Raw genomic sequence first — 21,297 nt, forward strand, 5'->3', positions numbered from 1 at the left:
ACCGACGGTCGCGTTACGCGCGCCAGCCCAAAGCTGTCGCGCGATGAGTGCGCAGGCGCATACGACGCCTCTACAAGTGGCTTGCAAAACACAGGCGCTGGGCACGCCTGTGTTTTGCCTGCTGGTGAGTTGTGTCGTCGCCGCGCCAATCCCACACCGCCACTTGCCACACCAGCACACCACGCTCGAAATGCGAAGTAAAACCGCGCATCGCCATTGCTTGTACTTATCGCAACCGCACAAAGCAGCGCACAACAGGGCGATTTGACGCCTGCAAACTTCGCATTGGCGACGCAACCCGACGTGACTGACATAAAGTGCGTGGCCGGTCACGCGCGATACCATGTGTGTTTGGCTTGCAGCCAAACTCTCACCCACTTTTAATCAAGGTGCTGCCGGTGCCTTCGCATCGCCAGCGTCGGCTGCGCAACTGCGCACAGGGGAGCCGATCGAGGACCAGCCGCATCCATCGTCAAGCACGCGGATGCGTTTTTCCGGCTCTTTCGGGACACATGGACATGATGCCTGCTGCTGCCTTCCTGCCTTCGCCCTATTCCAACAAACCCCACCGAATGCCCGGCGTGCAGTCCGCACGCCCCCGCGCCGCATAGGCGCGGCTGCTGCCGCATGCGGTAAGCACCGCAACCCCATGCCATAGACACAGGTTCCACAGCAGCAGGCCTGACCGCCCTACCTGCGCGATGGAGTGTGAGCCGGCCGATGTTGATCGGTCGGACGGGTGTCTGTGCCACTTCGACTGTGTCACCCCTCCACTGGAGTCAAACGGAATGCAATTCATCGCAGGCGATACCTCGCGCTGGTGATCGGCGCGTTGGTGATCGGAACTCCCCCCACGCTGGCCAGCGCCACACAGCCGGCAAGCACTGCACGTGCCAGCGCCGCAGGCGACCCGCTGTATCGCTACCAATGGCATCTCTCCAACCAGGGGCAGCCGGTGATTGGCGACAGCCGTCCCGTGCCTGGCGCTGATATGGACGTTGATCTCCTGCATGCACTGGGCATTCGCGGCCGCGGCGTGCGCGTGGGCGTGGTGGATGACGGCCTGGAGATTGGCCACGAAGATCTCGCTGGCAACATCATCCCGAATGGGTCGCACAATTTCGGCAATGGCTCGCACGATCCCACGCCCAGTGACCCGGGCTTTGGTCACGGCACGTCGGTGGCGGGCATCATCGCTGCGGTTGGCTGGAATGGCCGCGGCGGTCGCGGCGTTGCACCCGAGGCCTTGCTGGCCGGATTCGATTTCCTGGGCAGCGATTCTGCCGGAAGTTATGCCGAGGTCCGCTATTCCTGGGGTGATGGGCCGGAGGCGCGCAATCTCGATGTCTTCAACAACAGCTGGGGCTCGGCCCCGGACTTCTACCCCGACGTTTCATTGGAGGAGGGTCAGTCCTGGGAAGCGCTGATGCGCTCGACACGCGGCGGGCTGGGCGGCATCTACATCAAGTCGGCCGGCAACAGCTTCAGGCGTGTTCGCGCCCGCGACGCCGAAGGCAGGATCGTCAATCTCTGCAGCGACCTGTCACGCACGTTGAATGTCGGTTGCCTGCTCACCAACGTGGACCCACTCAGCAATATGCCCGCCACCGTCGTCGTCGCCAGCGTGGACGCCACCGGCAAGCGGGCCTCGTACTCGTCATCCGGTTCGGCGTTGTGGATCTCCGGTCTGGGCGGTGAGTTCGGCTACCAGCGCAAGTTCTATCCCAATGCGGCGCAGGTTTTCGCGCCTGAAACCGCGCCCTTCGCCTACGATCCGGCCATCGTCACCACCGATCTCAGCGGTTGCAGCGCGGGTGACAACGTGGATGGCACCACGGTGGAAAACGCACTGACCGGCAGCACGTCAAGGATCGACGCGTCGTGCAACTACAGCGCACTGATGAACGGCACATCTGCGGCGGCGCCAACCGTCTCCGGTGTTGCAGCGCTCATCCTCGGTGCCAACCCCAGCCTGACCGCGCGCGATGTCAAATACATCCTGGCCAAGACCGCGCGCCAGATCGATCCCTGGCAGCCCGCATCGGTCTACCAGGGCAGCGTGATCGACCCCGGCTGGATCACCAACGCCGCCGGGCATCATTTCAGCAACTGGTATGGCTTCGGCCTGGCCGACGGCGCCGCAGCCGTCTACGAAGCGACCTACTTCAAGCCGCTGCCGCCGGTGCGTGATACGCAATGGGTTGCCTCCACCGCGGCTGCAAGCCAGATCGGTGGACCGGCGCGACCGGCCAAGCAACGCATCCGCATCACCCAGGCAATGAAGGTGGAAGCGGTGCAACTGTCGTTGGCCACCACCCACCGCACGCCGGCCAATCTACGCGTGGTGCTGGAGTCGCCGAGCGGCACGCGAAGCTACGTAATGACGCCGTTCTCGCTACTGGATGCCGATGCCTACGCACAGACCGGCTTCTACATCGACCTCACGTCCAGCAATGCGTTTCTGGATGAAAGAGCGCAAGGCGTGTGGACGCTGGAGATCACCGACATGAGCGAGCCGACCAGCACGGCGGCGTTACAGAACTTCAAACTTCGTATCCTGGGGCACTGACATGAAGACTACGCTTGTTCTCTCTGCACTCCTCGTTTCCTTCGGTGCGTGCGGCATCACGCAGGCCGCGCAGTTCATGGACGCGCAGGCGCTCGGTACCGCGGCGACCGGCGAACGTTTTACCTCCGGTCCGGACACCTACCGCATGCTGCCGGGAACGGTGGTGCTTGATCCGCTACCGGCCGAGTTTGCGGATGGCGCGGCATCGCCGGCTGAAAAAAATCGCGCCACTCCCGTTGCAGCGCGGCCCACTGGAACGGTGGCCGCGCGGATCGGCCCTTACGCGGTGGTCCTGGACACGCCGGCCGGCGCTGCGCGCAGCGGGTCGCGATCAGCCTCCGGCACGGAGCGACCACTCGCCGCAGCAGTGAACGAGCGCAACGGGCGCGTGGTGCTGGTGAGGCCGCAGCTGAAAGTGAACGCCACCACGTCCACCAATGCCATCGCGCTGGCGCGCAACTCCGGGGGCACCATCGTCTATACATCGACCGTGGATAACAGCGCGGTAATCGCCTATCCCTCGGTAGAAAAGGCACAACAGGCGCTGGCTCGCCTGCAGGCCAACAGTGGCGGCGCGCAGCTCTCGCTCGTGGTGGCGCAATCGATCATGCAACCGATGTGAGTGCAGGCTGGCTGCCGGCTGATGCTGGCGGCCAGCCTTTCGGGCGCACAGGCTGCGCTGCTAGATCCGGCCCGCCTGACAGGTGCGACGCGCGATGTCAGCGGCCGTGTGTAGCAACGCGCACCCACGGATAACACCACCTGTCAACGCCATTCCGCTTCCGATTGGAGATCATTGCAATGACCCTATTTGGTAGACGACATCTTGCGATATCAATCAGTACAACGCTAATCGCTTTGGCAGCTTTTGCAGCACACGCAGCCCCACCTGGTAACACGGCCAGCGGCGTGGCAGGCGATCCGCTACTGCATTTGCAGTGGCATGTATTGAACCAGGGCCAGGCGGTCATTGGCGACAGCCGCCCGGTTGCAGGCGTGGATATGGATGTGGACATCCTCCACGCGCTAGGTATCCGCGGCAGACACGTACGCATCGGCGTGGCGGATAGCGGTCTGGAGATCAGGCATGAGGACTTGGCGGCGAATGTCATCCCGAACGGCTCGTACAACTTCATGGATGGCTCGGCTGATCCCACGCCCTCAGGGCCGGGCTACGATCACGGCACGCAAGTCGCAGGTATCGTCGCCGCGGTTGGTTGGAACGGGCGCGGCGGGCGCGGCATTGCACCCGAGGCCTCGCTTGCGGGGTTCGCGTTTGGCGACGCATCTTCGGTGACAGACGCGGGCATTCGTTACGCCTGGGGAGACGGGCCCCAGTCAAGGCTCCTGGACGTGTTCAACTTTTCCTGGGGCAATATCGGCCCGTTCTATCAGGACTTCCCGCTGCAAGACCAGCAATCGTGGGATGCATTGATGCAGTCCACCCGCAGTGGGCGCGGTGCCATTTATGTCAAATCGGCTGGCAACAGCTTTCTCAATTTGCGCGGACGCGACCAGGACGGAAATGTGATCGATGCCTGCGGCGACGCTGCGCGCGCCAACGGTGTCGGTTGCGGCCTGGCAAACCAGGACACCTTCAATAATCTGTTCGGCACGATCGCAGTCGCGAGCGTGAACGCGGTGGGCAAACGCGCCGCGTATTCGTCGCCTGGATCGGCGTTATGGATTTCCGGGCTTGGCGGGTTGATCGGCTACCAGCGCGCGTTCTATCCCAACGCGGCTGAAGACCTGGGCGCTACGGCGGCCCCATTTGTTTACGACCCCGCCATTGTCACGACCGATCTGAGCGGATGCACGGCGGGGTCGAACGCAGACCATGATGGGCCGACCGAAAACGCGCTGGATACCAGCGCCTCGACGATCGACCCCGCATGTAACTACACCGCCACGTTCAGCGGCACCTCGGCCGCCGCCCCGACCGTGGCAGGGGTGGCTGCCCTGGTGCTCGGAGTCAACCCGGCGCTGAGCGCGCGTGACGTCAAGTACATCCTGGCAACCACCGCACGCCAGGTCGACCCGTGGCAGCCTCGCGCGGTGTATCAGGGCAGCGTGATCGACCCAGGGTGGATCACCAATGCGGCCGGGCATCATTTCAGCAACTGGTACGGCTTCGGCCTGGCCGATGGCGCCGCAGCCGTCTACAAGGCGACCAACTTCACATCATTGCCTCCGCTGCAGGACACACAGTGGGTTGCTTCCACGGTTGCAGCGAGCAAGATCGGCGGCCCTGCACAGCCGGCGAGGCAGCGCATGCGCATCACGCAGGCCATGAAGGTGGAAGCAGTGCAGCTGTCGCTTGCCACCACCCATCGCACGCCGGCCAATCTGCGCGTGGTGCTGGAGTCGCCCAGTGGGACACGCAGCTATGTCATGACGCCATTCTCTGCGCTGGATGCAAGCGCGTATGCCACGACCGGGTTCTATATCGACCTGACCTCCAGCAACGCGTTTCTCGACGAAAAGGCACAAGGCGTCTGGACACTGGAGGTCACCGACATGACCGAGCCGAGTACCACTGCATCGCTGCAGAATTTCAAGCTTCGCATTCTCGGGCACTGACAAAGCACCATGCTCCTGGTGGCACCTGCCTTACCTGCCGTGTGCGGCCTCGCCAGTGCGGGGCATTGCGTGGCCATCGTGCGCTGACGCGGCCAGGGCCGGCGAGCGCATCACCTCTGTCTCACCTGCTGACCGTCTGCCTTTATAGGACTCAAGATGAAATTGACCTCACAGCGATTGACGCTGTCGTCTGCTGTCGTGCTTGCACTTTCGCTCATTGCAGGAAGCGGCGCCGTCAGCGCGCAACCGCCCGGTGGCCACTTGGCAACGCCCACACCTGCCACGGCCAGTGACCCGCTGTTCCGCTACCAATGGCATCTGCTCAATCAAGGCCAGCCGGTGTTCGGCGATGGCAGACCAGTGCCCGGCGTGGATCTGGACGTGGACATCCTGCACGCGCTTGGCATCCGGGGTGCCGGTGTCAACGTAGCGGTGATCGATACTGGTCTGGAGATCGCGCATCCGGATCTTGTCGACAATATTCTGCCCAACGGTTCGCACAACTTCTTGGACGGGTCCAACGACCCCACTCCACGCGCGGATGACATCGATGGGGATCATGGCACCGCGGTGGCAGGCATCATCGCTGCGCGAGGCTGGAACGGCATCGGCGGGCGCGGCATTGCACCGGAAGCGAAACTGGCCGGTTTCAACGCCGGCGACACCACCGATGGCAGTACCCAGTACGTCAACAACCGTTACGCGTGGGGAGACGGCCCAGAGGCACGCGCGATGGATGTCTTCAACAACAGCTTCGGCATCTCTGCTGCCTACTATCAATTCAGTGATCTTGACGAACAACGCTCCCTGGAAAGACTGATGCGTGCCCAGCGCGGCGGCAAGGGCGGCATCTACGTCAAATCGTCGGGCAATGACTTCAATACGCTGACCGAGGTGGATGCACAGGGCAAGCTGATCGACCGCTGTAGCGACCAGACCCGGCAACTTGGCGTCGCCTGCAGCAGCGCGAATATCGACAACATCAACAGCCTGACGACCATGATTGTGGTCGGCGCGGTCAACGCCAACGGCGTGCGCGCCAGCTACGCATCGCCCGGTTCTGCGTTGTGGGTCTCCGGGCTTTCGGGCGAGTTCGGCTTCCAGCGCCGGTTCGATGCGCACCCGGAGACCTTCAAGGAGTTGTACGGAATCCTGCATGCGCAGGGACCGCAGCCGTTCTATTCGCCAGCGATTGTCACCACCGATTTGAGCGGCTGCACCGCTGGCAACAATCGCAACCGCACACGTGCGCCACAAAACGCCCTGGATACCAGCAGCTCCAAGATCGATGCATCGTGCAATTACACCGCACGCATGAACGGCACCTCTGCCTCCGCGCCCACCGTCGCTGGCGTTGCGGCCTTGATGCTGGGCGCCAACCCGCAACTGACCTTGCGCGACGTCAAATACATCCTGGCGACCACCGCCGTGCAGGTCGACCCCAACCAACCGAAGGTGCGCTACAACGGCAACGTGATCGAGCCCGGCTGGATCACCAACGCGGCCGGCCACCGTTTCAGCAACTGGTACGGGTTCGGCCTGGTGGATGCGGCCGCTGCAGTGGAACGCGCCGTGCAGTTCCCCTCGTTGCCTGCGATGCAAGACACCGAGTGGCAGGTGTACGCCGGGGACAGCAGCACCATCGGCGGTGCCGGGTCGCCCGCACGATTGGCGATCGACGTCGGCCAGCAGTTCAAGGTGGAGGGCGTGCAACTGTACTTCTCGAGCACGCACAAGGATCCCCGCAACCTGCGCGCGGTCCTGGTTTCGCCCAGCGGCACCCGTAGCACCCTGATGACACCATTTTCCACGCTCGACAAGAGCGATGAGGGACTTGTGGTGTTCCTGACCTCAAGCAACGCCTTCCTGGACGAACCCTCGGCCGGGCGCTGGACGCTGGAGGTCGACGACATGCTGGCGAGCAACGGTGATGAACAACTCGAGGAATTCGAAATGCGCGTGGTGGGCCACTGACATGAAGACATTTCTGATCGCCCTGCTGGGCGCCCTTGCAGCGAGCTTTTGCGCTTCCGGATCGGCACAAGTGATCGACAGCGCACGTCTGCGCGCTGCCGCGAGCGGGCCAACCGTTGTGGTGGGCCATGCCAGCTTTCGCCTGATCCCGGGTGCGGTGGTACGGGTCGCTGACACAGCCGATGCTGCTGCCAGCACACAGTCGCTGCAGAGCACGCAAACCACTGCGGAGGCACCCGTTGCACGTTTCGATCGCTACGCCGTCTATCTCGACAGCGCGCGCGGCGCACGCACCGCAGCGCGCGCCGCACACGTCCAACCACCGGCAACCGTCGTCGCGGCGCTGGAGACGCGCAGCGGCCAGCTGGCGCTGCTTGGTGCCTCGATCAAGTTGTTCGATACCACGCCTGCGGTCGCGCGTGCCTTGGCAACACGCACGGGCGGTGCGCTGGTCTATGCATCGGCCATCGATGGCAGCGCGATGATCCGTTACGACTCGGTGGCCAGCGCATTGGACAACTGCACACAGTTGCAGGGCAGCACAGGCGTGGGAGCGATCACGCCTGAAGTAATCCCGCGCGCGGCACGTCCGTTGTGATGCTGCTGCAGTGATGCGCGCCACGCTGTCGCCATCGGGCGGCAGCGTGGCTAATGGCCCGGCCTACTGCTACACCGGCAGCGGGCTGCGCTCTGCAAACTGCCCGCGCCAATATGGGTAGTACGGATACGGCGGCTCCACCGCGCTTACCGCATCCAGGCGCGCCCGCTGCTCGGGTGTTAGCGACCAACCCACCGCACCCAGGTTCTGCCGCAACTGTGTTTCATCGCGCGCGCCGATCAGCACCGTGCTCACCGTAGGCCGTTGCAGCAACCAGTTGATGGCGATCTGCGGCACGCTGCGCCCGGTGTCTTCGGCGATGGCGTCCAGCACGTCAACGATGTCGAACAGGCGTGCGTCGCTGATCGCCGGGCCGGCGGCGGCGGTGGCGTGCAGGCGGCTGCTGTCCGGCAACGGTTCGCCGCGCCGCAGTTTGCCGGTCAGGCGGCCCCACCCCAGCGGGCTCCACACCACCGCACCCACGCCCTGGTCGATGCCCAGCGGCATCAGTTCCCATTCGTAGTCGCGGCCAGCCAGCGAATAATAGGTCTGGTTGGCAACGAAGCGGCTCCAGCCATGTTGGTCCGCCACCGCCAACGACTTCATCAATTGCCAGCCGGCGTAGTTCGACGCGCCCAGATACCGCACCTTTCCGGCGCGTATCAGATCGTCCAGCGTGGACAGGGTTTCTTCCATCGGCGTCATCGCATCGAACGCATGCAGCTGCAGCAGGTCGATGTAGTCGGTACGCAGGCGGCGCAGCGAGGCATCCACTGCACGCAGCAAGCGAAAGCGCGAGGCACCGGCGTCGTTGGGCCCATCGCCCAGGCGCAGGCCGGTCTTGGTCGACAGGATCACCTGATCACGGCGCCCCTGCAGCGCCTGGCCGAGGATCTCCTCGGAAGCACCATCCGAATACACGTCGGCGGTGTCGAACAGATTCACACCTACCTCCAGGCACAGATCGATCATGCGCTGCGCCTGCGCCACACCGGTATCGCCCCACGCCGAAAACAGCGGGCCTTGACCGCCAAACGTCCCGGCGCCGAATCCCAGCACAGGCACCTTGAAACCGGAACGACCGAGAAAACGCGTTTCCATGCAGCATCTCCGTTGATGGATGTTTCAGCGCCCTTGCACGCAGCCGGCCGGCAGCGCGGCCTGGCGGCGTTGCAGCTGCACGCTCCATAGCGCAATGCCCAAGCCGAGCGCTGTGAGTGCCGCCGCTACCCACGGCGTGGCGACCAGGCCAGCACCGGAGGCGATCACCACCCCGCCCAGCCAGGCGCCGAGCGCATTGCCCAGATTGAAGGCGGCGATATTCAAGCTGGAGGCCAGGTTCTGTCCGGCGCCGCGGGCATGCTCGAGCACGCGCAATTGCAGCGGCGCCACCGTGGCAAACGCCGCCACGCCGAGCAGGCCGACAAAGGCGACCATGGCCGGCTTGCTGTGCAGCACCAGGCCCATGGCGCCCAGCACCACCACCAGCGCAGCCAACGTGCCCAACAAGGTCGCGGTGGGCCGGCGATCGGCCAGGCGCCCGCCCAGCAAGTTGCCCACGATCATGCCCACGCCGAACACCAGCAGCACCGGCGACACCGCCGCTTGCGCAAAGCCGGTCACTTGCACAAGCAGCGGCTGGATATAGGTGAACACCGCGAACACGCCGGCATAGCCCACCACCGTCATCGCCAGGGCCAGCAACACTTGGCCGCGCACAAGCACGCGCACCTCCTGGCGCCACGGCACCGGCGGCGCGGCCCCAGCCGCAGCAGGCACCCACAGCGCCACCGCGGCGGTGGCCAGCACGCCGATCACCGCCACCGCCCAGAAGGTGGCGCGCCAGCCCAGCTGCAGGCCCAGCCACGCACCGGCCGGCACGCCGAGCAGCGTCGCCACGGTCAGGCCGGCGAACATCAACGAGATGGCCGAGGCGCGGCGTTCGGGCGCGACCAACGAGGTCGCCACCACCGCGCCAACACCGAAGAAGGTGCCGTGCGCCAGCGAGGTCAGCACCCGCGCGATCATCAGGCTGGTGTAGTCCGGCGCCAGGGCACAGGCAATATTGCCCAGCGTGAACACCAGCATCAGCGCCACCAGCACGGCCTTGCGCGGCCAGCGGGCACTGGCCAGCGTGAGTACCGGCGCGCCCACGAACACGCCCAGCGCGTAGCCGCTAATCAACAGGCCCGCCGCGGTCAGCGACACGCCCAGGTCGGCAGCCACTTGCTGCAGCAACCCCATGATCACGAATTCGGTGGTACCGATGCCGAACGCACCGATGGTCAGGGCCAACAGTGCGGGCGGCAGGCGGGACGTAGCAGGAGCAGACATGGCAGGAACCCGAAGAAACAGCGCACAGCCTGCGCCGGGGGATCCTTTGCAAAAACCCCTGTTATGCTGATTCACTTTCAATGCAACGTTGATAATGCATGGACCGTCTCGGCGACATCGCCCTGTTCCTGCGCGTGCTCGACCTGGGCTCGATCACCGCGGCCGCGCACAGCCTGGACCTCTCGGTGGCGGTGGCCAGCCAGCGCCTGAAGCGGCTGGAACGCGATCTTGGTGTGCGCCTGCTGCACCGAACCACCCGCCGCATGCATCCCACCGCGGAGGGCCAGCAACTGGCCGCACGCGGCCGCGTGCTGGTCGACGACCTGGACGCCCTGGCCGACGACCTGCGCGAGAGCGCACAGGATGTGGGCGGCACCTTGCGGGTCACGCTGTCGGCCTCGTTCGGGCAGCAGTACATCTCGCCGCTGCTGCCGGAATTCCAGGCGCGGCATCCGCGCCTGCGCATCAGCGCGCATCTCAGCGACGATCTGGTCGATCTGGTCAAGCAAGGCTTCGACCTGGCAATCAGAATCGGTCCGCTCGAAGATTCCGGGTTGGTGGCCAGGCGCATCGCTCCCAACCGCCGCACCCTCAGCGCCTCGCCCGCCTACCTGCAGCGCTACGGCACGCCACGCACGCCCGAAGAGCTGGCCCAGCATGCCGGCGTGCTGCTGATGGGCCGCGATGGGCGCCAGGATGTCTGGACCCTGCAAACCCCGGAAGGTGGCCAGGTGCGGGTGCGCATGCAGAGCCGTTTCGAAAGCAATTTTGGCGAACTGATGCGCGATGCGGTGATCGCCGGGCAAGGCATCGCAGTGCATTCGTACTGGCACATTGCCGAGGACCTGCGCGCCGGCCGCCTGGTCGAAGTGATGCCCGACTATCCGCCGCCCACCTCGCAGATCAGCGCGGTGATGCCGGCGCGGCAATTGCAGCCGCCCCGCGTGCGTGCGTTTGTGGACTTTCTGCTTGAACACTTCGGCGAGACCCCGCCATGGGAACTGCCAGCGGGCGCGTAAGGGCGCGTTGATCTGCCTGGAAGACACCTGCCGCGTTCGGCACCTGTGCCCCTGTTGGGCCTGCGTTCGGGCACATCACATCGGGTGGGCCATGCAGGGATGCCGCCGCTGCGAGCACGTTGGCAGTGCTTGCAGCGATGCGCATAGACGCGCTGTCAGCGCGCGTTGCCCGCACGGTACAGGCGCTTGCGCAACCCGCGCCGCTGCACCTCGCTGAGCAAATGCCCATGCGTGTGCAACAGGCCAAGGATCTGCTGGTGCGCCAGCTGGGTGCGCCGTGCGAGCTCGGCCGTTGCCGCCAGCTCGATCGCTTTCCAGTCGGCAGGGGTTGCGGGATCTGCGGGGAGTGAACGCTTTGCGGCCATGAGGGGACGGGCACCAGGAATGCGCCGCATGATACGGGCTGCGCGTGAGCGCGCGATCAGCGCTGTACGCCGCGTGCGCTGCCGCTTGGCTGCGGTTGCGGTTGCGGTTGCTAGGTCCGGCTGACCGCGCTACGCAGGGTAGCAATGCCCACCGCTGCTGCGCGCCTAACACCCGCTCTTGTAGGATCGCCCCACCGCGGCGCGGCCGCACAGCACCCCGCACGAGCGTTCCACATGGCCTCTTCCATCGCCCATCTGATCGACGTGCTGCAACGTCATGCGCCAACCGATGGCACCTTCAGTACGGCCGTGCCCGGGCTGCGGCTGATGCGCTGCTCCGCGCCCACCTACTCCATCCCCACGGTGTACACGCCCACCCTGTGCCTGGTCGCGCAGGGGCACAAGCAGGCCATGCTCGGCACCACCGCGTATCACTACCATCCGGCAATGTATCTGGTGGCCTCTGTGGACCTGCCGATCATCGGCTCGGTGATCGAAGCGAGCACGGCCCAGCCGTATCTGTGTTTTTGCCTGGATCTGGACGTGGCCGTGCTCAGCGACCTTGCGATCCGTTACCCGGCCCTGGCCGAGCAGGCTGGCGACGCGCCAGCGTCCGGACTGTTGCTCAATCGCAGCACGCCGGAGTTGCACGACACCGCCTTGCGGCTGGCGCGCCTGCTCGACCAGCCACGCGACATCGACGCGCTGGCGCCGCTGGTGCTGCGCGAACTGCTGTACCGGCTGATGGCCGAACCGGGCAATGCCATCGTGCGCCAGATGGCCATTGCCGACAGCCGCCTCAACCAGATTTCCAGGGCCATTGCCTGGCTGCGTGCGCACTACGCGGAGCGCTTCAGCATCGAGCAGATCGCAGATCTGTCGGCAATGAGCCGCTCCACCTTCCACACCCATTTCAAGGCAGTCACCTCGATGACGCCGCTGGAATTTCGCTCGCACTTGCGCGTGCAGGAAGCACGCCGGCTGATGGTGGCCGAGGCGCTCAGTGCCGCCGACGCCGGCTTCCGCGTCGGCTACGAAAGCGCATCGCAGTTCAGCCGCGACTACGCCCGCATCCTCGGCACGCCACCCGCACGCGATGCACAACAATTGCGTGCCAGCCGGCAGGACGCGATCGAAGTGGCGTGACGGCGTGGGCCGCCTCGACAGCGGCCGGCGGGCGTGGTGCACGCGCGCAGTGATCACTCACCAACACGGCGTGACGCAACACTCTGGTGTGTGCGGCTGCCAGCTGAGCGCGCGCGCAGCGATCTGCCGCTGACCAAGGTAGCGTTACGCGGCAATCCGGTGCGTGCGGATGCCACTTGCGTGCACCCACACCAACCGCCAAGACACCTGCTCAGTTGCCTTGATACTGCGCGTCGCTGACCTGCTCCAGCCAGGTCACCGGCGAGCCATCCACCGCTTCGGCGATGGCGATATGGCTCATCGCCACCGTCGCGTTGGCGCCATGCCAGTGCTTGACGCCCGGCGGAATCCACACGATGTCGCCCGGGCGGATCTCCTGCGCCGGCTTGCCCCACTCCTGCACGCGCCCGGCACCGGCGGTGACGATGAGCGTCTGGCCCAGCGGATGGGTATGCCAGGCAGTGCGCGCGCCCGGCTCGAAGGTCACCGTGGCACCGTCCACGCGTGCGGGCGCATCGGTCTGGAATGGCGCATCGATGCGCACGGTGCCGGTGAAATAGCTGGCCGGGCCGGCGGCAGAGGCAGCGCTGCCGGCTTTGGTGACCTTGATCGGCGCGTGCGCGTCGGCACCGGGGCCGGCGGCGGCCATCATCGACAAGGACATGGCGGTGGCAAACAGGCTCATTGACGTGCTCCTCGTTACAAAGTGCAGCCACTGTAGCGCGCAGGTGCGGCGCAACTGTCCACCTGGGGCCGCATGCTCCTAGAAACACGGCGCATCAATGCATCTTGATTGAAGCCGGGAGGCGCCATCGCGCATGATGCAGCGGCATGGATTTCATGTTTGATGTGTGGTGTCGGCAAGCATGGCTCGGGAAAACCTCAATGACCTGCAGGTGTTCGTCACCGTGGCGCGCGAAGGCAGCTTCACCCGCGCCGCAGCGCAGCTGGGAGTCTCGCAATCGGCGCTGAGCCACACCGTGCGTGCGCTGGAAACCCGGCTGGGGATTCGCCTGCTCACCCGCACCACGCGCAGCGTCTCGATGACCGAGGCGGGCATGCGTTTGTTTGACACGGTGGCGCCACGGCTGGAGGAAATCGACCAGGAGCTGTCGGCACTGACTGCGTTTCGCGACAAGCCTGCCGGCACCATCCGCATCACCACCGCCGGCCACGCCGCCGATGCGTATCTGTGGCCTGCGTTGTCGAAGGTGCTGCCCGACTACCCCGACCTCAAGGTGGAAATCACCGTCGATTACGGCCTGGCCGACATCGTGGCCGAGCGCTACGACATCGGCGTCCGGCTCGGCGACCAGGTGGCCAAGGACATGATCGCGGTGCCGATCAGCCCACGCCAGCGCATGGCGGTGGTGGCGGCGCCCAGCTACTTCGTGCATCACACCATTCCCGCAGTGCCGGCCGAGCTGGCGCAGCACAACTGCATCGGCTTGCGCCTGCCCACGCATGGCGGCCTGCTGCCGTGGGATTTCGAAAAAGACGGACGCGAGCAGAAAGTGCGCGTGGACGGGCAATGGACCTTCAACGGCAGCAGCGCCATGTTGCGCGCGGCACTGGCCGGCGCGGGCCTGGCCTTCCTGCCGGAAACCATGGTGCTGGACCACATCGCTGCCGGCCGCCTGCGCCGCGTGCTGGACGACTGGTGCGACCCGTTCGATGGCTATTACGCCTATTACCCAAGCCGGCGCCAGTCTTCCGCCGCGCTCAAGGTGGTGATCGACGCGCTGCGCCATGACCTGGTGCGGTAGCGCATCGTAGGAGCGCGCTTGCGCGCGGTGGGGCTCTATCGGTAACGCCACATCGCGCGCAAGCGCGCTCCTACCGGACCTGCACTACTGCTGCTGGGTCGCGTGGCGTAGCGGCGCATTGCGTTGGGAAGCATGTGTCTGCCCATCGACTACAACTGTTCGCGGCGGTGACCTGCTGTGTTCCCCATGTGGAAACGAGACAGCATCGCTCCCGACTTCACGGAGCTTGGTAGGAGCGCGCTTGCGCGCGATGGGGCGTTATCGGTAACGCCACATCGCGCGAGCGCGCTCCTACGACCCATCTCTTGCAGATACCGTCACTGCGGTTACACCGCCGTGCTCACTTCCCCACCAGCTTCTGCCGCTCTGGGCTGTAGCGCTCACCGACAATCTCCACCGCATCGAGTGCCTGTTGAATACGGGCCAGCTCGTCGCTGCTCAAGACGAGCGCAGCACCGCCGATGTTTTCGTCCAGGCGATGCCGCTTGGTGGTGCCAGGAATCGGCACGATCCAGGGCTTGCGCGACAACAGCCAGGCCAGCGCCACCTGTGCCGGCGTCGCGCCCTTGTCGTCCGCAATGGCTTGCAAACGTTGCACCAGCGCCTGATTGGCACGGCGCGCCTCTGCGGCAAAGCGCGGCACGCTGTTACGGAAGTCGCTCTGGTCGAATTGCGTGTCGGCCTGGATTGCGCCCGTCAGAAATCCCTTGCCGAGCGGACTGAACGGCACGAAGCCAATCCCCAGTTCTTCCAGCGTGGGCAGCACGCTGGCTTCCGGTTCGCGCCACCACAGCGAGTATTCGCTTTGCACCGCGGCCACCGGTTGTACGGCGTGCGCGCGGCGGATGGTGTCCGCGCTGGCTTCGGACAGACCGAAATGGCCTACCTTGCCTTCGGCGATCAAATCCTTGACCGTGCCGGCCACTTCCTCGATCGGCACCGCGGGATCTACGCGATGCTGATAGAACAGATCGATACGCTCGCGCTTCAACCGCAGCAGGCTGGCCTCGGCCACTGCGCGGATACGCGCGGGCCGGCTGTCCAGACCGGCATCGGCATGTCCATCGCGAAAGCCGAACTTGGTGGCGACCACCACCTGCGCGCCGTACGGCGCAAGCGCCTCACCCAGCAATTCCTCGTTGGCGAACGGCCCGTACGCCTCGGCGGTGTCGAAAAAGGTCACGCCCTGCTCCACCGCGGCATGCAGCAGTGCCACCGCCTGTTTGCGCTCGGTGGCCGGCCCGTAGCCGTAGCTCAATCCCATGCAGCCCAGGCCAAGTGCGGAAACCCGCAGCCCGCTGCGCCCTAGTGTGCGTGTATGCATCGTGTGCTCCTGCGGCACCGCCGCGTCGATGATGGCGCCCCACCTGGCATGGCAGCGCCGAGCGCACACGTTAGCCGCCAAGGCCGGGGGGATTGCAGTGCGCGGCGCGCACACGGTCATGAGTGCGCGTCATCAATGCCGGCCCGCGTGGCGTTCGCTTGTGCCCTGCGGCAACGCCGCGTTGCTCGCCAGCGCCCGCGCCCGCGCGGATTAGACGGCACCAAGCGCACACGTTAGCCGGCAATACCGCGCGGAGTGCAGCGCGCGGTGCGCATGCTCATGAATGTGCGTCGTCACTTTCCGTGCGCGATGCCGGCGCGCGCGGCGTTCGCCTGCCGGTCGCTGCAGGCGCCGCTGGCACCGGGCGATACGCGCGCAAGAACGCTGCCACCGCGCCATCGATGTAGCGTTGCGTTGCGGCTGCATCCGGCGGCATGCCCGGCGCTGGCACCTCGGTCGGCACCGCCGTGATCAGCCCGAAGAACTGCACCGAGGCGTCGGGCAGGTTGTCGATGGCCAAGGTGCCCTGCGCCACTTCGTGTGCCAGCAGCGCACGCATCGTGCTGTCGTAGCGTTCGAAGCACAGCGTCCACATTTCTTCGCGGATCTGGCTGGGCAGCGACGGCGGCCGCACCAGTCCGTAGGCGGCATCCTGCCGCGCCGCATTGGTCCAGACCTGCAGCAGCACACTGGCAACCGCCGCCAAGCGTTGCGCCACCGGCCCGGGCAACGTCAGCAGACCATCCCAGCGATTGGACGCCGCATGCGCCATCGCTTCCAACGTGGTGCGGAACAGCACCTCTTTGGACGCAAAGTACGCATACACCGTGGCCTTGGACACGCCCGCGTCTTCGGCGATGCGGTCCATGCTGGTGCGCTCGAAGCCCTGCTGCGTAAACAACTGCTGCGCGGCCGCCAGGATCGCGCCGCGCTTGGCATGCGGCACGCGCCGGGCCGGCGCCGGCAAGGCCGGGCCTTGCGCCGGGGCCGTGTCAGCCACGGGGCGACGCCGTGTCGGCGGCGGCCACGTCCGGCCCATCGGCCTGCAGCCAGCCGCCGCCCATCGCCTTGTAGAACGTCACCAGGTTGGTGATGCGCGACAACTGCGTGGTGATCAAGGTCTGCTGCGCGCCATACAGCGAGCGCTGCGCATCCAGCGCCTGCAGATAGCTGTCGATCCCGCGTTCGAAGCGCGCCTGCGACAACCGGTAGCTGTCTGCGGTGGCATCCACCAGGGCCTGCTGTGCCTGCAGCTGGCGGCCCAGGGTGTCGCGCTGCGCGAGCGCATCGGACACCTCGCGGAACGCGGTCTGGATCGACTTTTCGTAGCGCGCCACTTCGATGTCGCGGTTGGCCCTGGCCATGTCCAGATTGGCGCGGTTACGCCCGGCATTGAACAGCGGCAAGGTGAGCTGCGGCACGAAACTCCAGGCCCGCGTGCCGGATTCGAACAATCCGGACAAGCTGCTGCTGGACGAGCCCAGCGTGGCGGTGAGGCTGATGCTGGGAAAGAACGCCGCGCGCGCCGCGCCGATGTTGGCATTGGCCGCGCGCAGGTTGCGCTCGGCCTCCAGGATGTCCGGGCGACGCTGCAACAGCTGCGACGGCACGCCCGCCGGCACGGCGGCCAGCACATTGCCTTCCACGCTTGCGCCATCGGGCAACGCGCGTGGCAACAGACTCTCCGGCAATTGGGTGCCGACCAGCAGCACCAACGCGTTGCGGTCCTGCGCCACCTGCGCGGTGTAACGCTCCACATCCACGCGCGCGCTTTCCACGGTGGTCTGCGCCTGCCGCAAGGTGAGCTGCGAGGCCACGCCCAGCTCGAAACTGCGCTGCTGCAAGCGGTAGCTGTCGCTTTGGCTGGTCAGCGTGGACTGCGCCAGCTGCAGCAGCTCCTGGTCGGCGGCCAGGGTGAGATACGCGGTGGCCACATCGGCGACCAGACTGATGTGGGTGCTGCGGCGGGCTTCGGCAGTGGAGAGAAATTGCTGCAGCGCCTGTTCCTTGAGGCTGCGCACGCGCCCGAACAGATCCAGCTCGTACGCGCTCACGCCCACATTGGCGCTGTAGGTGCGGAACACCGGCGGCTGCCCGGGCACCGCCAGTTCGCTCGGCGTGCGCGCGTTGTTGGCAGTGCCGGTGGCATCCACGCCGGGCACCAGCGCTGCACGCTCCACCCGGTATTGCGCGCGTGCCACTTCGATATTGAGCGCGGCCACGCGCAGGTCGCGGTTATTGTCCAGCGCCAGCTGGATCACCTGTTGCAGCGCCGGGTCGGTGAACACCTCCCGCCAGCCGATATCGGCGATGACGGGGGTTTCTGCGCTCGCTGCCGTTTCACTGGCAGCGGTCGCCGCCGCGGTGGCGCCGGCGAACTGCGCCGGCACCGGCGCGTCGGGCCGCGCATAACGCGGCATCAGCGTGCAGCCAGACAACACGCTGGTCACCGCGAGTGCGGCAAGCGTCATTCGGATCGGTGTCATGTCAGTGCCCTGCATGTTGCGGAACGGAGGCATCAGGCTGCGCGCGGCGTTCGAACAGCCCACGCACCAGTACGAAGAACAACGGCACGAAGAAGATGGCCAGCACCGTGCCGGAGATCATGCCGCCGATCACCGCAGTGCCCAGCGCGTGCTGCGCGCCGGCGCCCGCGCCACTGGTCAACACCAGCGGCACCACACCCAGGATGAAGGCCAGCGATGTCATCAGAATCGGCCGCAAGCGCATGCGCGCCGCTTCCAACGCCGCCACCACCAGGCTCTTGCCGCCTTCGTGCAATTCCTTGGCGAACTCCACGATCAGGATCGCGTTCTTCGAGGCCAAGCCAATGGTGGTGAGCAGGCCCACCTGGAAGTACACATCGTTCATTTTCCAGGTCAGCACGGCGGCCACCAGCGTGCCGAACACGCCCAACGGCACCACCAGAATCACCGAGAACGGAATCGACCAGCTCTCATACAACGCGGCCAGACACAGGAACACGATCAGGATCGACAACCCGTACAACAACCCGGTCTGCCCGGTCGAGGCTTTTTCCTGTCGCGACAATCCGGTCCACTCGAAGCCAATGCCGGCCGGCAACTTGGCCGCGGCCGCTTCCACGATCTGCATCGCCTGGCCGCTGGACGCCGCACCTGGCAGCGCCATGCCCAGAATCTCCACCGACGGCAGGCTGTTGTAGCGCTCCAGACGTGGCGAGCCCTGGGTCCAGCGTGCAGTGGCGAAGGCATTGAACGGCACCATCGTGCCGGCGCTGTTGCGCACGAACCAGCGGTCGATGTCCTGCGGGTTCATGCGGTACGGCGCATCGGCCTGCAGCATCACTTTCTTGACGCGGCCCTTGTCGATGAAGTCGTTGACATAGGTACTGCCCCACGCGCTGGAGAAGGTGTTGTTGATGTCGGCAATCGACACCCCCATCGCTTCGGCCTTGTGCGGGTCGATCTCCAGCTTGAACTCGGGCGTGTCTTCCTGCCCGTTGGGGCGCACCGCCACCAGCCGCTTGTCCTGCGAAAGCTCGGCCAGCAACTGGTTGCGTGCCTGCATCAGCGCGGCATGCCCCAGGTTGGCGCGGTCCTGCAGCATCAGATCGAAGCCGGTGGCGTTGCCCAACTCCGACACGGCCGGCGGCGCCACCGCAAACACCTGCGCATCGCGCAAGGTGGCGAAGAACGCGCCCGCCTTGGCCGCCACATCGGTCACGCTCTGGCCCTTGCCGGTGCGCTCGTCCCATGGCCGCAGCTTGACGAAGGCAAAGCCCACGTTCTGCCCGGTACCGGCGAAGCTGAAACCAGAGACCGCAAAGATGCCGGCCACCGAGTCCTTCTGGTCGACCAGGAAGTGATGTTCCACCTGCTTGAGCACCGCGCCGGTGCGCGCATCGGTGGCACCGGGCGGCAACTGCACCAGCACGAACAAGGTGCCCTGGTCTTCATCCGGCAAGAAACCCACCGGCGTTTTCATGAAGCCCACCACCACCAGCGCCACGATCACCACATACGCAATCATGTAGCGCCAGCCCTTGCCGAGCATGTGCCGCACCACGCCCTGATAACGGCCATTGCTGCGGTCGAACACCCGGTTGAACCAGCCGAAGAACCCGGTGGTGGCCATGCCATGCCCGGGCTTGAGCAAGGTGGCGCACAGCGCCGGCGTCAGCACCATCGCCACCAGCACCGACAAGGTCATCGCAGAGACAATCGTGATCGAGAACTGCCGGTAGATCACACCGGTGGAACCGCCAAAAAACGCCATCGGCACGAACACCGCGGCCAGCACCAAGGCCACGCCCACCAGTGCGCCGGTGATCTGGTCCATCGACTTGCGCGTGGCCTCCTTGGGCGAGAGCTGTTCTTCGGCCATCACCCGCTCGACGTTTTCCACCACCACGATGGCGTCATCCACCAGCAAGCCAATCGCCAGCACCATCGCGAACATGGTCAGCGTATTGATGGTGAAGCCGAACACCGCCAGCACGCCAAAGGTGCCCAGCAGTACCACCGGCACGGCGATGGTGGGAATCAGCGTGGCGCGGAAATTCTGCAGGAACAGGTACATCACCAAAAACACCAGCACCACCGCTTCGACCAGCGTATGCACCACCTGCTCGATGGAGATACGCACGAACGGTGTGGTGTCGTAGGGCTTTTGCACCTTCATGCCGGGCGGGAAGAACTTCTCCTGCTCTTCCAGGCTCTTGTCGATGGCGCGCACGGTATCCAGCGCGTTCGCACCGGTGGCCAGCTTGATCGCCAGGCCCGCGGCCGGCTTGCCGTTGTAGCGGCCCACCGTGTTGTAGCTCTCGCTGCCCAGCTCGATACGCGCCACATCGCGCAGACGCACCTGCGAACCATCGGTGCGGGTACGCAGCAAAATATTCTCGAACTCTTCGGCTGTCTTGAGCCGCGTCTGCGCGGTGATGGTGGCATTGAGCTGCTGGTTGGCCACCGCCGGCAATGCACCAAGCTGGCCGGCCGACACCTGCGCGTTCTGCGCCTGGATCGCGGTGCGCACATCCACCGGGGTGAGATTGAAGTTGTTGAGCTTGTCCGGGTCCAGCCAGATGCGCATCGAATACTGCGAACCGAACAACGTGGTGTCGCCCACGCCCTGCACGCGGCTGATGGTTTCCTGCACGTTGGCGGCAACGTAATCGGACAGATCCGAATCGCTCATGCTGCCGTCTTCGGAGGTGAAGGCCAGCACGTTGAGGAAGTTGGTGGCCGACTTGGTGACCGTGACGCCCTGCTGCTGCACTTCTTGCGGCAACAACGCGGTGGCCAACGACAACTTGTTCTGCACCTGCACCTGCGCGGTGTCCGGGTCGGTGCCGTTTTCGAAGGTCAGCGTAATGGTCACCGCACCGCTGGATTCGCTGGTGGAGGCCATGTAGCTGAGATTGTCCAGGCCCTTCATCTTCTGCTCGATGACCTGGGTGACGGTGTCTTCCAGGGTCTGCGCAGAGGCGCCGGGATAGTTGGCGGTGATCGCCACGGCGGGCGGCGCGATGCTGGGGTATTGCGCGATCGGCAAGGTGGCGATGGACAGGATGCCGGCCAGCATCACGATGATGGCCAGCACCCAGGCGAAGATCGGGCGGTCGATGAAGAAGCGTGCCAT

The 21,297-nt window shown here is 65.5% G+C and carries 16 protein-coding genes; 8 read left to right on the forward strand and 8 right to left on the reverse strand.

The features are described 5' to 3' along the window. Window positions 1–835 precede the first annotated feature (835 nt). From QRM89_RS12410 to QRM89_RS12430, 5 genes are all read left to right on the forward strand, one after another. Window positions 836–2,569, forward strand: coding sequence for a S8 family peptidase (locus QRM89_RS12410; RefSeq protein WP_285448135.1), 1,734 nt, complete (start codon window positions 836–838; stop codon window positions 2,567–2,569). Between the two features lies 1 nt (window position 2,570). Beyond that, window positions 2,571–3,191, forward strand: a complete 621-nt coding sequence (locus QRM89_RS12415; protein ID WP_285448136.1) for a hypothetical protein — start codon at window positions 2,571–2,573, stop codon at window positions 3,189–3,191. A gap of 179 nt (window positions 3,192–3,370) precedes the next feature. Further along, window positions 3,371–5,149, forward strand: coding sequence for a S8 family peptidase (locus QRM89_RS12420; protein ID WP_285448137.1), 1,779 nt, complete (start codon window positions 3,371–3,373; stop codon window positions 5,147–5,149). A gap of 156 nt (window positions 5,150–5,305) precedes the next feature. Next, complete coding sequence (locus tag QRM89_RS12425; protein ID WP_285448138.1) at window positions 5,306–7,123, forward strand: S8 family serine peptidase; 1,818 nt, start codon at window positions 5,306–5,308, stop codon at window positions 7,121–7,123. Window position 7,124: 1 nt separating this feature from the next. Continuing rightward, window positions 7,125–7,721, forward strand: coding sequence for a hypothetical protein (locus QRM89_RS12430; protein ID WP_285448139.1), 597 nt, complete (start codon window positions 7,125–7,127; stop codon window positions 7,719–7,721). Window positions 7,722–7,790: 69 nt separating this feature from the next. Here QRM89_RS12430 and QRM89_RS12435 read toward each other — a convergent pair whose 3' ends face one another. Next, window positions 7,791–8,822 (reverse strand): aldo/keto reductase, encoded by a 1,032-nt coding sequence (locus QRM89_RS12435; RefSeq protein WP_285448140.1) that lies wholly within the window; start codon window positions 8,820–8,822, stop codon window positions 7,791–7,793. A 24-nt stretch (window positions 8,823–8,846) separates the two neighbouring features. Then, window positions 8,847–10,055: an MFS transporter gene (locus QRM89_RS12440; protein ID WP_285448141.1), complete on the reverse strand. Its 1,209-nt coding sequence runs from the start codon at window positions 10,053–10,055 to the stop codon at window positions 8,847–8,849. A gap of 98 nt (window positions 10,056–10,153) precedes the next feature. Between QRM89_RS12440 and QRM89_RS12445 the strand changes: the two genes are divergently transcribed. Next, window positions 10,154–11,074 (forward strand): LysR family transcriptional regulator, encoded by a 921-nt coding sequence (locus tag QRM89_RS12445; protein WP_115577355.1) that lies wholly within the window; start codon window positions 10,154–10,156, stop codon window positions 11,072–11,074. Between the two features lie 155 nt (window positions 11,075–11,229). On the opposite strand, the gene QRM89_RS12450 is transcribed toward QRM89_RS12445, so the two are convergent. Beyond that, entirely contained in the window at window positions 11,230–11,439 is a 210-nt protein-coding gene (locus tag QRM89_RS12450; RefSeq protein ID WP_012437859.1) for a hypothetical protein, read from the reverse strand. Window positions 11,440–11,673: 234 nt separating this feature from the next. Between QRM89_RS12450 and QRM89_RS12455 the strand changes: the two genes are divergently transcribed. Further along, entirely contained in the window at window positions 11,674–12,585 is a 912-nt protein-coding gene (locus tag QRM89_RS12455; RefSeq protein ID WP_228436912.1) for an AraC family transcriptional regulator, read from the forward strand. A gap of 211 nt (window positions 12,586–12,796) precedes the next feature. Here the strand turns inward: QRM89_RS12455 and QRM89_RS12460 are convergent, their stop codons facing one another. Then, entirely contained in the window at window positions 12,797–13,270 is a 474-nt protein-coding gene (locus tag QRM89_RS12460) for a cupin domain-containing protein (RefSeq protein WP_285448142.1), read from the reverse strand. 181 nt (window positions 13,271–13,451) lie between these two features. Between QRM89_RS12460 and QRM89_RS12465 the strand changes: the two genes are divergently transcribed. Further along, window positions 13,452–14,351, forward strand: a complete 900-nt coding sequence (locus QRM89_RS12465) for a LysR family transcriptional regulator (RefSeq protein WP_029628906.1) — start codon at window positions 13,452–13,454, stop codon at window positions 14,349–14,351. Window positions 14,352–14,691: 340 nt separating this feature from the next. Here the strand turns inward: QRM89_RS12465 and QRM89_RS12470 are convergent, their stop codons facing one another. The 4 genes from QRM89_RS12470 to QRM89_RS12485 all read right to left on the reverse strand — a co-directional run bounded on the left by QRM89_RS12470 (window position 14,692) and on the right by QRM89_RS12485 (window position 21,297). After that, window positions 14,692–15,675 (reverse strand): aldo/keto reductase, encoded by a 984-nt coding sequence (locus tag QRM89_RS12470; RefSeq protein WP_285448143.1) that lies wholly within the window; start codon window positions 15,673–15,675, stop codon window positions 14,692–14,694. Window positions 15,676–15,952: 277 nt separating this feature from the next. Next, the gene (locus tag QRM89_RS12475; protein ID WP_285448226.1) at window positions 15,953–16,642 is read right to left on the reverse strand and encodes a TetR/AcrR family transcriptional regulator; all 690 of its coding nucleotides are present in this window, start codon (window positions 16,640–16,642) and stop codon (window positions 15,953–15,955) included. Window positions 16,643–16,667: 25 nt separating this feature from the next. Beyond that, window positions 16,668–18,161, reverse strand: coding sequence for an efflux transporter outer membrane subunit (locus QRM89_RS12480; protein WP_285448144.1), 1,494 nt, complete (start codon window positions 18,159–18,161; stop codon window positions 16,668–16,670). 1 nt (window position 18,162) lies between these two features. Further along, window positions 18,163–21,297, reverse strand: a complete 3,135-nt coding sequence (locus QRM89_RS12485) for an efflux RND transporter permease subunit (protein ID WP_116902100.1) — start codon at window positions 21,295–21,297, stop codon at window positions 18,163–18,165.

The organism is Xanthomonas sp. LMC-A-07, assembly GCF_030208825.1.
GTDB lineage: Bacteria > Pseudomonadota > Gammaproteobacteria > Xanthomonadales > Xanthomonadaceae > Xanthomonas > Xanthomonas campestris.

What these genes read in the sequence shown, in the direction of transcription:
- QRM89_RS12450 (WP_012437859.1), bottom strand. Translation starts at nt 11,439, where the DNA reads ATGGCCGCAAAGCGTTCACTCCCCGCAGATCCCGCAACCCCTGCCGAC.
- QRM89_RS12480 (WP_285448144.1), bottom strand. Translation starts at nt 18,161, where the DNA reads ATGACACCGATCCGAATGACGCTTGCCGCACTCGCGGTGACCAGCGTG.
- QRM89_RS12465 (WP_029628906.1), top strand. Translation starts at nt 13,452, where the DNA reads ATGGCTCGGGAAAACCTCAATGACCTGCAGGTGTTCGTCACCGTGGCG.
- QRM89_RS12470 (WP_285448143.1), bottom strand. Translation starts at nt 15,675, where the DNA reads ATGCATACACGCACACTAGGGCGCAGCGGGCTGCGGGTTTCCGCACTT.
- QRM89_RS12460 (WP_285448142.1), bottom strand. Translation starts at nt 13,270, where the DNA reads ATGAGCCTGTTTGCCACCGCCATGTCCTTGTCGATGATGGCCGCCGCC.
- QRM89_RS12430 (WP_285448139.1), top strand. Translation starts at nt 7,125, where the DNA reads ATGAAGACATTTCTGATCGCCCTGCTGGGCGCCCTTGCAGCGAGCTTT.
- QRM89_RS12440 (WP_285448141.1), bottom strand. Translation starts at nt 10,055, where the DNA reads ATGTCTGCTCCTGCTACGTCCCGCCTGCCGCCCGCACTGTTGGCCCTG.
- QRM89_RS12425 (WP_285448138.1), top strand. Translation starts at nt 5,306, where the DNA reads ATGAAATTGACCTCACAGCGATTGACGCTGTCGTCTGCTGTCGTGCTT.
- QRM89_RS12455 (WP_228436912.1), top strand. Translation starts at nt 11,674, where the DNA reads ATGGCCTCTTCCATCGCCCATCTGATCGACGTGCTGCAACGTCATGCG.
- QRM89_RS12435 (WP_285448140.1), bottom strand. Translation starts at nt 8,822, where the DNA reads ATGGAAACGCGTTTTCTCGGTCGTTCCGGTTTCAAGGTGCCTGTGCTG.
- QRM89_RS12445 (WP_115577355.1), top strand. Translation starts at nt 10,154, where the DNA reads ATGGACCGTCTCGGCGACATCGCCCTGTTCCTGCGCGTGCTCGACCTG.
- QRM89_RS12420 (WP_285448137.1), top strand. Translation starts at nt 3,371, where the DNA reads ATGACCCTATTTGGTAGACGACATCTTGCGATATCAATCAGTACAACG.
- QRM89_RS12485 (WP_116902100.1), bottom strand. Translation starts at nt 21,297, where the DNA reads ATGGCACGCTTCTTCATCGACCGCCCGATCTTCGCCTGGGTGCTGGCC.
- QRM89_RS12415 (WP_285448136.1), top strand. Translation starts at nt 2,571, where the DNA reads ATGAAGACTACGCTTGTTCTCTCTGCACTCCTCGTTTCCTTCGGTGCG.